The organism is Mycobacterium innocens (assembly GCF_900566055.1).
Classification (GTDB): Bacteria; Actinomycetota; Actinomycetes; order Mycobacteriales; family Mycobacteriaceae; genus Mycobacterium; species Mycobacterium innocens.
Genome location: NZ_UPHQ01000315.1, coordinates 1 through 11,623, shown reverse-complemented (window position 1 = coordinate 11,623; position 11,623 = coordinate 1). Strand labels below are relative to the sequence as shown.

The 11,623-nt window shown below is 63.2% G+C and carries 9 protein-coding genes and 2 pseudogenes; 3 read left to right on the top strand and 8 right to left on the bottom strand.

What is annotated here, in order from left to right; translation table 11 throughout:
• The 3 genes and pseudogenes from EET03_RS29040 to EET03_RS29030 form a co-directional block, all read right to left on the bottom strand.
• A partial coding sequence (locus EET03_RS29040; protein ID WP_279637775.1) for a class I adenylate-forming enzyme family protein occupies positions 1-604 on the bottom strand: 604 nt, incomplete at its 3' end.
• A 22-nt stretch (positions 605-626) separates the two neighbouring features.
• Positions 627-788: pseudogene (locus EET03_RS33225) on the bottom strand (hypothetical protein); the annotation flags it as partial.
• Between the two features lie 117 nt (positions 789-905).
• The gene (locus EET03_RS29030) at positions 906-1,157 is read right to left on the bottom strand and encodes a hypothetical protein (protein WP_075541494.1); all 252 of its coding nucleotides are present in this window, start codon (positions 1,155-1,157) and stop codon (positions 906-908) included.
• 101 nt (positions 1,158-1,258) lie between these two features.
• On the opposite strand from EET03_RS29030, the gene EET03_RS29025 reads away from it, so the two are divergent.
• On the top strand, positions 1,259-1,897 hold the full coding sequence (locus tag EET03_RS29025; RefSeq protein WP_099194501.1) for a TetR/AcrR family transcriptional regulator: 639 nt from the start codon (positions 1,259-1,261) through the stop codon (positions 1,895-1,897).
• Between the two features lies 1 nt (position 1,898).
• On the opposite strand, the gene EET03_RS29020 is transcribed toward EET03_RS29025, so the two are convergent.
• The 3 genes from EET03_RS29020 to EET03_RS29010 all read right to left on the bottom strand — a co-directional run bounded on the left by EET03_RS29020 (position 1,899) and on the right by EET03_RS29010 (position 5,565).
• Positions 1,899-2,933: a hypothetical protein gene (locus EET03_RS29020; protein ID WP_136625782.1), complete on the bottom strand. Its 1,035-nt coding sequence runs from the start codon at positions 2,931-2,933 to the stop codon at positions 1,899-1,901.
• Between the two features lie 906 nt (positions 2,934-3,839).
• The gene (locus tag EET03_RS29015; RefSeq protein ID WP_075541491.1) at positions 3,840-4,532 is read right to left on the bottom strand and encodes a histidine phosphatase family protein; all 693 of its coding nucleotides are present in this window, start codon (positions 4,530-4,532) and stop codon (positions 3,840-3,842) included.
• 346 nt (positions 4,533-4,878) lie between these two features.
• Positions 4,879-5,565 carry a TetR/AcrR family transcriptional regulator gene (locus tag EET03_RS29010; protein WP_075541490.1) on the bottom strand — a complete coding sequence of 229 codons (687 nt, stop codon included), beginning with the start codon at positions 5,563-5,565 and terminating at the stop codon, positions 4,879-4,881.
• Positions 5,566-5,823: 258 nt separating this feature from the next.
• Here EET03_RS29010 and EET03_RS29005 point away from each other — a divergent pair, with 258 nt between their 5' ends.
• The gene (locus EET03_RS29005) at positions 5,824-6,828 is read left to right on the top strand and encodes a hypothetical protein (RefSeq protein WP_075541489.1); all 1,005 of its coding nucleotides are present in this window, start codon (positions 5,824-5,826) and stop codon (positions 6,826-6,828) included.
• Between the two features lie 58 nt (positions 6,829-6,886).
• Complete coding sequence (locus tag EET03_RS29000; protein ID WP_075541488.1) at positions 6,887-9,517, top strand: NAD-dependent epimerase/dehydratase family protein; 2,631 nt, start codon at positions 6,887-6,889, stop codon at positions 9,515-9,517.
• A gap of 169 nt (positions 9,518-9,686) precedes the next feature.
• On the opposite strand, the gene EET03_RS28995 is transcribed toward EET03_RS29000, so the two are convergent.
• Together EET03_RS28995 and EET03_RS28990 are read right to left on the bottom strand one after the other, a co-directional pair.
• Entirely contained in the window at positions 9,687-10,484 is a 798-nt protein-coding gene (locus EET03_RS28995) for a FadR/GntR family transcriptional regulator (protein ID WP_075541495.1), read from the bottom strand.
• Between the two features lie 419 nt (positions 10,485-10,903).
• Positions 10,904-11,135 (bottom strand): annotated as a pseudogene (locus tag EET03_RS28990) (IS1634 family transposase); the annotation flags it as partial.
• Positions 11,136-11,623: the final 488 nt, after the last annotated feature.

The following is an 11,623-nucleotide window of genomic DNA, read 5'->3' as shown; positions in this document are numbered from 1 at the left end:
GCGGGCAGACCGGCCGCCACCAGAGTTTGCTTCGGACATGATCAGATCCTCCGTAAAAGCTGGGAGAACCCGTCGGATGCCGTCTGATCGACACGCCGATCTCTATCGCGAAGTCAGACGCAAACCAGGTTCGTTCGGGCAGACGGGTCGACGTCGCGGGATCGTGCGCCGCGCGGAGGTCGGGTTTCACGACCTTCACGGTCGCGTTGCGAGGTAGTCCGGCAACGAAGTCGTACCAACGCGGGCGCTTGAATGCCGCCAGGCGGTCGAGGCACCAGCGGTCGAGCTCTTCAGCGGTCACGTCCCCCCGCGCGACGACCACAGCCTTGACGGCTTCACCCCAGCGATCGTCTGGAACTCCTATCACCGCGCATTCCACAACCGCGGGATGAGACGTCAACACAGCTTCGACCTCGATTGAATAAACGTTCTCACCCCCAGGCTTAACCATGTCCTTCTGTCGATCGACGAAGAAGATTAGCCCGTCGCGATCTTCTCGACCGAGGTCGCCGGTGTGCAGCCAGCCGTTGCGCAACACCTCGGCAGATGCATCCGGCAGGTTCCAATCCAGGCGTCGTCGCCGCCCCCCGGAAGCACAACTCACCGACCTGGCCGTGCGGAACCGGCTCGTCGTTGTCGTCCAGCACCGCGGCGACCATGCCAAGCAACGGTCGTCCAAGGACGGCCCCCGGTCGAACGCAATCGTCACCGAAGGCGACGAGCGCCGTGCCGCCTAGCTCGGTCGCACCGTAAGGCGTCGCGCATGTGACACCAGGAAACGATTGCACCGGTGCCTCACTGGTTTGTTGGGAGAAGGCCAGCCGAATGGTGTCCAGAGACCGACCTGCATCAGGGTGTTCGACGATGTCGAACGGATTGGGAAATAGCGTCGCAACCGTGACTGATCACGCCCGAATCATGTCCCAGAAGCGCGCCGCATCGCCGGGTCCGTCGACCACATACGTGCCACCGGTGGCCAGAGTGGTGAACAGAAAGTGCAGCCCGGCGACGTGGAACAGCTTTCGGATGAGTGGCGCGGTGGTCTGATGGGCGACGACGAGGATGGACAGCATCCTGCCGGCGGCGCACCAGGCCGCTCCGTCGAGCGAGTCTGCCGTCGCGGAAGTGGTAGCGGGGCAGGTCAGCTCGGTGTTCATACTTGAACCATTTGAGCCGAGCCGTTTTGACGAGCCCTACCGGGGCCAGGCATTCCCTGCTGGTACTGGTTGGAGAGGGTGGGTCGACATATTGTGTCGGGGTGTCGACCACCGAGAATCGATCTAAGCTTCGGGAACGGCAGCGTCTGTCGACGCGCGAGCTAATCATGGCTGCGGCTAAGCAATGTGTACGTGAGGGGGGCTACGCCTCTGCGACGGTGGAGCAGATCGCCGAGGTGGCCGGCGTGGCGAGAGCAACGTTCTACTTGCACTTCAAGAGCAAGGCCGCTCTTGCGCGCGCCGTGATCGACGACCTTCGGCAACGCTCGCGTCCGAAGCTGGCGCATGAGGAGGGCGCGTCGGTGTCCCACGATGAGCTCGTCGCGCTGATCCGTAGCTGGATCCGGTTCTACCGGGCAGAGGTCGACGGCTTTAGGCTTTGGCACGAGGCGGTCTCGGTCGATGTGGGAGTCGACTCGATGATCGATGCGGCCGAGTCCTCCGTCGTATCTGCGGTTGCCGGGCATACTGCATGGTCGAACCGCGTCCTTGCAGCGCGAGCCGACCTCATTGCCGCGATGATGGTTCTCCAGCTCGATCGCCTGTGCTACGCCTGGTTCATCTCGGGCTGGAAGATGCGGGAATCGGAGGTTGTCGATGAGACTGTCCGCGCCTGGGAGGGGTACTACATCCCCCGTTTGCGGGAACTGGCGGAGCTCGACCGGGCATCGGGTGGGTAGCTCACCCCTCCGACAGGCCCTCGTCGGCGATTCGGTCGGCAAAGGCTTCCAGCCAGGTAAAGCTGTAGGTGGGTGTGCGGGTGTCGCCGATCCTGCGAATGACGCCTGACTGCGCGAGGTAGCCACCCCACCGTGCGGTGTTGAATTGGGTCATGTGGCCGCCGCTGTCAGCGGTGAACTGCCACCCATCTCCGTCGGCTTGATACGTCGCCGAGCCGACGTAATCCTTGTTATCGAGTCTGAAGGAGCTGTCGAATTCGCCAGTGGTGAGCAGTGCCTGCTTCTCGTTGGCGACCATCAACGCACCGACGCCACCTCTGTTGCAGATGATGTGTCCCCACTCGATCGAGCCGTCCTCGTACTGATTGCAGAACAGGCTCCAGGCCAGTTGCTGCCGCGCGTAGTACGGCAACTCCTTCCATTCCGCCCGCTCGCGCCAGTAGGAGTGTTCGTAGCCTGCAATTCCAGACACTGGTTCGCCCAGGATCGTCCCGGTCACCCAGAACGCACGGCTGAAATAGAGCCACGGAAACTCGTCACCGAGGAAGAACGCCTGCAGGCCGGGGCCGAGACTGTGTCCGCGCAGGTCGCACAACTCACCTTCCTGCCAGCACAGGTCGTCATCGCTGACTTCGAAGTAGAACGGCTGCTCTTCGGCTGGACTCATCGCCCCCAGCTTGGCCATCAGGTGATCGCGGTAGATGTGGCGTTCCGGGCATAGCTCACGTCGAACTTCTCCACGCGCGCTGAACACCGCCGCGGGTACTAGCTTCAGCGCGCCGTCACGGTTGTGCATGATCCATAGTCCACCGGTCATCTGGTGGACGAACTTGCGCTCGAGGACATAAAGGTTCCCCGCCGCGTCGCGTAGCCCGCCGTAAGGCCAGATGACTCGCTGGCCCATGCCATAGATCTGTCGGTCCTGGTCGAAATCGGCGATGTGGAAGTCGTAGGGACCTACGACACGTGCCCACTGAAATCCCCCGCGCGGCGGTTTCGCACAGTTGCCTCCATATGTCACCGAAGTCGATTTCATACAAGACTTGTAGTCTAGTGACTAGACAGATAGTCTCTCCAAGTTCAGACTGTAGCCTGAGCGGCGCGCTCGCGTCCACTTCGAGTTTGCTTGAGGACGGGATCGTCGTGTCGACTTACCGTGGCTGGCTCGCAGGCCGTGTGGGTACTGCTCGCCCATATCTAGAGGCACGGACGACAACGGGCGATGTGTCGACGTCACCATCGGCCTTAGCCGGTGAGTTCGACATGCAGACAGCCGACCTCGCCTACCGCGAATGGACGTGTGCCAATCTCGCCGAGGCGTTCCCCGGCCCGATGACTCCGCTGTCGCTGCACCTTGCCCGTGAGTCTTTGGCCAGCAGCGCCGATCGGGTTGTTGACCTGGTGGGGGGTCAGCGGCGCACTGGCGGTCAGTGTCCGGTCGAAGCTGGTTGGTGTGCTCGGTCACCGCCTTTATCAGAACATCAGTGTCTTGCAGCAGTTGGTTGGCGCAATCCCGGGTCAGACCCATCAACGGCGGCTGAAAATTGACCCCTTATCGACACGGGGTTAGTTTTCATGCGTCGCCGACAGCTGCGGAACTCAGCGGCGCACTACCAACCACCTGCCGGGTAGCCGCGCCTGATCTTCGGACTCACTGGGCAGAGCCGAGCCCCTGGGGCCGCGGGTGCATTCACTGCTGCGCAGCGGCTCGGTCAGCGGCTGGTCGGCGACTCCTGAACACCGGTACCCGTCCATCCGGCACAGCTGGAGCAGACCCAATTTTTGGCGCAAACCTGTTGTACCGGGACATTTCCCGCGGTCGACGCGATGCCGACCAGCTACGCGTCGCGCTGGCGAACAAGTACACCAGGGCGAACGCGTCGTCGAATGGGTATCGATGTCGGCGGGGGAGGCGATCGGCGCTCACCCTTCCACCGCACGGTCAGCAGGGCGGGGGATCGGCATCCCATTCGGTCAATGTCCAGCCGTCGGAAGGATTTCCGGTCACCACCACGCGGCCCATGTTCGGCAGCGGCTTCCCGGTCAGCAACGACCGGTCGGGATTATGCACGTTCATCAGCACCCAGAGCATGATCGCCCCGCCATGCGAGAACGCGACCGGGTTTAGTTCGCCGCTGTCGTAAATGTGTTGGACGGCATCGTCGAACCGCGCGTCGAATTCGTTCCCGTCCACCGAGCCCGGGATCCGCGCGCCGCGGTCACCCTGCAACCACCGCAGCGGGACGGTCAAGTAGGCCTTCGCGTTGGACTCGGGTTGGCCTTCGTACTGGCCGGCCTCAATCTCCCGCAGCCACGGCAGCACGATGACGGGTTCGCCCAGCGCCTGCGCCGTCGGCGTGGCCGTTTCCTGGGTGCGGATCATGCTTGAGGCGTAGATGCCGTCGTAGTGGTTAGGGCTCAACTGCCCGGCCGCGAGCGTCGCCTGACACCATCCCTCCGCGGTGAGCTCCGGGCCGGGGGTCGAGGTGTCGATCAGGCCCGACGCGTTGCCCGCCGACTGGGCGTGCCGCACCAGCGTCAACGTGATGGTGTGCGGGCCGGCCGCCCGCGCCGATCCGCAGCTCGCGGCCAACACCGCGACGACGACGGCGGCAACGAAGCGTCGTACAATCATGGCGATTTCACCAGTACAACGCGCCGGCCGGCGCGATGCGCCCGACCCGTCTTTCGGTACCTGCCTGGCGGCAGGCCGAGTCGGGGTATCGAGTCGAAGTAGCGGGGTAGCAAGACAATCTGATGTTCTCCCTTTTGCCGACCAGGGCTTCGCACCGGCCAGCGAGCGCGCGCAAACCCTCAGCAGTCAGCCGCAGCTTCACGCGAAAGAGTCTAAATGATGTTGATCAACTGTGCCGTACAACTCAGTAGCCCCACGGTAGGTCCTGCGCTGGCAGATGCCGAAATGATGTTCATACGCTGTTGATTTGCGAGCGGCCTGCGTGCGCTGCGCTGGCTCGACTGAATCAGGACTGGCCTGGGTCATCGAGGGCGAGCGCGACGAAGCTCGTCAAGGCGGCCTCAAGCCGGTCGCGGCTGAGCGGCGCCGCTTCCCGCGTGGCGCCCGCATGCTGGCTGAACAACGCATGGATCAACACGCCACCGCCGATGGCTTCCAGGACGGCCACGCTATTGGCGGTGTTCCGGAGCAGCCCATTACGTGCGGCTTGGTCGAGGGCCGCGATGTTGAGCTCGAAGTTGGGGTCGACCACCCGGCTTCGGTAGGCGCGGTAGAGATCGGGAAACTGCGCCGCCTCGAGGTGGATCCTCAGACTGGCGATGCCGTCGGCCGAGGTGAAATAGGCGTAGATGTCGCGTGCGTAGGTCATGAGCTGATCGTCAATGGGCCCCTGGCCGCTCACAGTGGGCAGGACCGCATCAGCCAGTGCGTCGAGCAACAAGCTTTCTTTGTCGGCATAGCGTCGGTACAGGACATCTCTGCTGACTTGAGCGGATTTGGCGACGCGGTCGAAATGGAAGCCTGCCCAGCCGAATTCGGCGTACGCCTGCCGGGCGGCGCGCAGGACCCGCGTGTCGATATCGGGATCACGCCGCCGCCCGGCGCCGGGCCGACGGCGACGGGTCGGCGCTGCGGGCGAGGAGTCGTTGCCCGCGTTGTGGTTCCGCGGTTGCTTACGTCCGAGTCCCGTCAAGAGCAGGCCATCCCTTCGCAGAACCGTCGCGAACAGGCAACATCGGGGGAAAATGCTATCCGCACGCTATTGCCAACATATTGTGTCGGTAATAAGGTGTCGTTGTCTACGTCACCGCGGGTTCCGTAGTGATTGCAGTCACCCCAACTCAGTCGTGGACAACGGGTGCGGTCCGGGCGCAACACCGGCTGGCCGCCATCGCGGTGTCCGGCCCTGATAGCGATCAGGCGGACTTCAAAACAGGAGAGAGCAGCAGCAATGGCATCAGACATCGGATCGTTTCAGCACCGTGCGCTGACGGCGCCTTATACGCCGGACGTGAGGGTGCACCACCCGTTCAACACGCCCTTTGGGCTCTCTGAGCAGGTGGTCTATTTTTACGGCGGATGGCGCGAAGCCGATGGCACGCTGCATGTCTTCGAGCGCAAGTTCATCGGCCCCATGACGGCCGGACTCTGGCTGATGAACGCCCGCGGCGGATCAGTGACGATCGAGCCAGATTCTGCGAAAACCGTTCGGGGAGAGGTCAAGCGGCAGTACGCCGACGACCGGGTCTTGCTGCATGGAGCGATGATGGAAAAGGTCGGCGGGTCCGGCGGAGAGTTCCGTTTCGAGGCAGCGCCCGGCAAGTTCGAGTGGCGAGAAGGCGGCCTGCTCTCGCTCGACGGCTCACTGGTCGGACCCGGGGTGCAGATCTATGCGCCCGATCAGACCGAGCCGATTCTCTACATCAGCGAGCTGTACAAGGTTGGCAGGACAGTGCTGGGCGACGAGGTCGAGGGCTTTGTGTTCTGGGACCACGCCTACTGGCCGTCGGGGTATGACTGGAAAGAGTTCCGGGTCTTCAAGGACCTGCAGCTCGGCTGGGAAGCCTTCGCCAACGAATACGACGACGGCACCATCGAGTGGGGCCACCTTTGCCTGGGCCGGCAAGGCTTCAACTTCACCGCCATTGGTGATCAACAAGGCGCGGTCGTGATGGACAGTGGCGTCACCGGCGGCATCGACCTCGGCGATGACGACTGGGCACAGCGCGCCCGTTGGAAGGCCTCCACCGGCGAAGAGTGGACCTTTGAACTCGAGCACGGCGGCAAGCTCTCGGAATTCTCCGCGGCCCGGTGGGGCGGCTACCGAGCACAAGCCGGCCACACCCGTCGAGTAGGCGATGACCGGGAGGTCCGGCTCGGCTTCAGCTGGCTGGAAACATTCGGCGACCGAATCCGCGAGAGCAAGATTCCGTCATTCGACGAGGCCGCGGGCTGATGACAAGTGGCGCGCAGCGCAAGGCGCCACCGGCTCCCGTGCCGGCGGGGGAGAGCGAGTGAGCTCCCCTGGCCGCGTCCTGGTCACCGGTGGAACCGGCGCCCTGGGTGCCGCCACAACCAAGTGGCTCACCCGCGCCGGCCATGAGGTCGTGGTTTTCGCCCGCCATGAACCGCCCGCCCTACCCAAGGGCGCGCGGTTCGTTAAGGGTGACATCAGTGATGCCGAGTCGGTTCGGAGCGGAATGGACGGCTGCAACACGGTGGTCCATCTCGCGTGGGCAGTCAGAGGGTCGATAACCCATGCGGAGGCCGAGCCCATCAATATCGGCGGCACTCGCAACGTATTGCGCGCCATGGCTGAAAGCGGTTGTCAGCGAATGGTGTTCGCCTCTTCCGTGACCGCCTATGGTGCGCATGCTGACCATCCCCAGCTGTGGTGCGAGCATGAGAAGCTCGACCCTGCCTACGGCTTGGTCTATGAATGGCACAAAGCGCAAGCCGAGTCGATGATCGTCGAGTCGGGAGTGGAGGCGGTTCGGGTCCAGCCGACGGCCGTCGTCGGACGTGACGCGCATAATGCTCCGGCGAATGTCTACCGGCAGCTCGCCATTCCAAGCCTTGGCGGCACAACGAAGTTCCAGATGGTCCATCAGGACGACGCCGGACGGTTCTTCGCGCACGCGTGCGACTCGACCGCTGTCGGCCCGGTGAACCTCACCGCGGACGATGTGCTCACCTGGACCGAAGTCGCGCACCTGGCCCGCCGTCCAGCCGCCCCGACGCCACCGGGCCTTTTCGTGCCCGCGGTGCGGGCGGTGAGCAGGGTCGCTCCGGTTGCCCGCTCGGCCCCGGAACTGTTCGACATGTTTCTCCACTGGCCGCTCGCCGACACGAGGCGGCTGAAGGAAGACTTCGGCTTTCTGCTGGGCTATTCATCGGCTGAGGCAATCGCCGACCAAGGCCGCCACTCCACAAGCCACTTCGTACTGGGAATGAAGGAGATTCGCCGCCCGACCAAACTGGACAGGACACATCCGTGTCAACCGGCGCAGGCGGATGAGGCAGGCCGGTCCATCGACGTCGTCTCGGGTGAGGCCCGCGGCGAATTCGACACACCGCGGGCGGATCCGAACTATCCGGAATGGACGTGTGCCAACCTGGAAGAAGCGTTCCCAGGTCCGATGACCCCACTGTCGTTGGAGCTGACTCAAGCGGCGTTGTTCAGCGGCGCCGACCAGGTCGCGCGTATTCTCCCGCTCCCGGAGAAGGTTCGCGACAACATCCGGCGCCAGTTGGGCGTGTTCGGACATCGGCTATACCAGAACGTAAGCGTCTTGCGCGAGATGGCTTCCGCGGTCCCGGGATACACACCGGAGGACTTCGACCATCAGATCAACGGCCAGCCGTTCCCCGACGACTATGTGCGCCCCCGGGTTGGTGCCCGCGACATCGCTGGCTATGTCAAATTCGTAGTGACAGCTGGACCGCGTCTCGCCGGTTTGGGCGAGGCGGTAAGCGAAGTTGAGCGTTGCGCCAACGAACTGACCATCGAATCAAATGCAGCCGCTGCACTTTCCGATGAGCAACTGCGTGCGCGAATCGAATTGCTGTGGGGCGAATGCATCGACGGTTGGAAAGTCGGTCTGCTGTGCACTTTCCTGGTGAGTGCTCCGACAGCGGTCCTCGAACGCCGTTACGGCCCCGCCGCGGTGACACATGCACACGGCAAGGATGCCGACTTGGTTAGCTCCCGCCTGCTCCGGGGTGTCAAGGAACTGTCGGTGCTGGCTCAGCGCAGACCCGAGGCCAAGGCAATCCTTGACTCGGGTATCGACGACCACAGCTGGATAGCACTGCAACAGGCAGACCCGGAATACGCGCGACAGGTGAGTGCCCTGCTGGACGCGGCAGGTCATCGCGGACCCGGCGAGACCGAGCTGGCCAATTCGGTGTACGCCGACGTTCCCTGGCTTCTTTTGCGAGCAGTCGCCGGGGTAAGCAACGTCGTACCGCTACACACTGCCTATGGGCAACCGCGGGATCTACTCGGCGGGCTGTTGACCAGAACGAGCTGGTCGATGATTGCCCAGCGTGAACGCTGCCGTGACGCTGTCATGCGTCTGACGCATCAGCTGCGAATTGCCCTGCGGGAGTTGGGTTCTCGCCGGGCAGCCCGAGGCTGGCTGGCGGCAAGCGATGACGTCTTCTATCTCACCTATCGCGAGTTGTTCTCATCAAGCCCCGATCTGATGGCCACGGTTGCCCGGCGGCGTGCAGAGCGCGATCGGCTGGCGAAGGTCGAACTGCCACTGCGGTTCATCCAACCAATGGACCTCACTGAATGCTCCGGGGTAGCCCAATCCGATCGGGTGATCAGCGGGATGCCGGCTGTTGCCGGTATCGCGGTCGGTAGGGTACGGGTATTGCGAAGTCCCGACGACGAACTCGAGCCGGGCGAAGTGCTGGTTACTCGAGTCACCGACACGGGATGGACGCCGTTCTTCGCCGCCGCCGCCGCTGTTGTCACCGATATCGGCGGATCGATGTCGCACGCGTCGATTGTGGCAAGAGAATTTGGGATCCCGGCAGTAGTCGGCACCAAGAACGGATCACAGCTGCTCACAAACGGGCAACTCGTGGAGGTAAACGGCGCAACGGGTGTGGTGACCATCGTGGAAGAGGCCTGACATCCACCCGTGCGCTTGGGCACGGCAGCATCGTCGCTGAACGGCGAGACCTACCTGACCCCGCGTCGACTGACACAGCGGTCCCGGTGCCGCCGGCAGTATCCTGCCACCTCGAGCACACCGATGAGACTTAACCGGACCGTTTGCGGGGGCATGGCCGGGTGGTTCGTCATGCCAGCATATCGCGGACCTTCACCGCGTCTTGTCCGCGCAGCATCAACTTTCGCGAGTTGTCCATGTGACGGCGCCAGTGTGCCTCTGCCTCGGCGCCTTTCCCAGCCCGCAGCAGCTCAATCAAACGACCGTACGATTTCACCAGTTTGTCGTAGTGCGCCCGCGGAACGGTTCGTCTCTCTCGCAGGGTCGCTTCGGTATGCCGCTCGGATATCTCGTGCAACATGCCGGCGATAACGCTGAGCGTGGCGTTACCCGAGAGCTCGACAAGTCTGAGGTGAAATTTTGCTGTGACTTCCGCCAGCCGTCCGGAGCGCCAAGCGCTTGGAACTTCCTCGGTGAGAATTGATTCCAGCTCGTCAATCGCTGACGGCGTTTGTTGTTCGGCCAGCAACCGCGCGGCCAGCGGTTCAATGCCCGAGCGGGCCACCATCACGTCGCCCATGGTGGCGCCTGCCACCTCGAGCAACAGTCCTACCGGACGAGCCACAATTTCCGGCCCGGGCATACGCACCCGGGCGCCGGTCCGCGAGCCGCGACGGACTTCAACCAAGCGCTCGGACTCGAGCAGCCGCACAGCTTCACGCAGCGTGGGACGGCTCACGCCGAAATGGGTCATCAGTTCCGCCTCATTGGGCAGATAATCGCCATCTTTGAGATCGCCGTCGATCACCATCCGGCGCAGGCTTAGGGCCAGTAGCTCGGCTGTCTTCGGGGAACGGACGATGCCGCTGCCGGCAGTCGCGATAGGGTTGGTTTTGCTCACGGGCGGCAAGGAAACATTGCTGGCCACCACGCCTCCCCGAAACTTTGGCCGCCGGAGGCGGCTTTGTAAGACAACTCAGTAAACCATGTGCGGCGGGCCCGGGTCACAGCGGTGTTTGGCAGCCTCGAGCCGATGCGCCGTACCGAGGAGTCGCACAACGGTCGGTCCTAATACCTTCGAAGCAGACCAATCGGCTCCCCGAGGCGGTGGCCCGCGGCTACCAGACCCCATAGATGGGGAAGGATCGGCTTTCGGCCGTTGCCAAGGGACCCCATATCCTTCGGCGTTGACAATCTGCGGGTTTGTATTATCACCAACGCGCCCGATGTTGTGGACGCTGGCGTGGTCGGGGTATGAGGAGGACGGGTCCGGAAACCAAGTTCTTTGTCGCACAAGCACTTTCCAGTCCTTTCGATTACCCGCGGCTTTTTGAGTGCTTGGTGTCAGCGTTGGGCGCCGGCTACCGGGGTGTCCCGTTTGGCCGTGATGGCGCGTTTGTCGTTGTCCTGGAATAGGATTGGCGCTAGACCTGTTTCATGTGCGAGCTGATGTAGTAGGACAGCATCGGCAAGAACATGTGGGCCCCGGACCGAGCCGGCCCAGCCGATGTTGGATGGGCCGCACGTCGAGTTCGCTGGTGAGGGTGCGAAGTAACCGCTCGACATCGGCGTGGTCTTCTAGCGGCCCAACACGTTTCTTCACACAGGTCGACAGATTCCGTACCGAGTCACGCGATCGAGCGAACGCACCACGCCCGCGGGCTTGGCCACTGGATGTGACGCGAGTCTCGCTGAAGAGCCTGGCAATTGGCTGCACCCGTTGTGTCGCTTGCTGGTCAGAACAGCTTTCGCAGCGTCGGGCGTTATGGCATTGCCATTGCGGCGCGGTACGGCTGTCGTGGCCCGCCACCATGTTACCTGCGATCACCGAAACCGAATCTCGGAATGACGCAAACCGGCGCCATCATCGACACCGCACTTGCTGCGTACTAGCGGGAGTTTCCGGCCTTCGTTGATCGACGGCCTGATTTGCCCTGGTGGGGTTGTGTTTTTGGGCAGGGCTGGTGTATTACCCAACTCGCGGTGTTGGGCGCTGTTGGTCAGCGGGTGGGTGCGTATTGGTGGATTGCGAACAGGTCGGCGAGTCGCTGTTGGGTCGGGCTCATG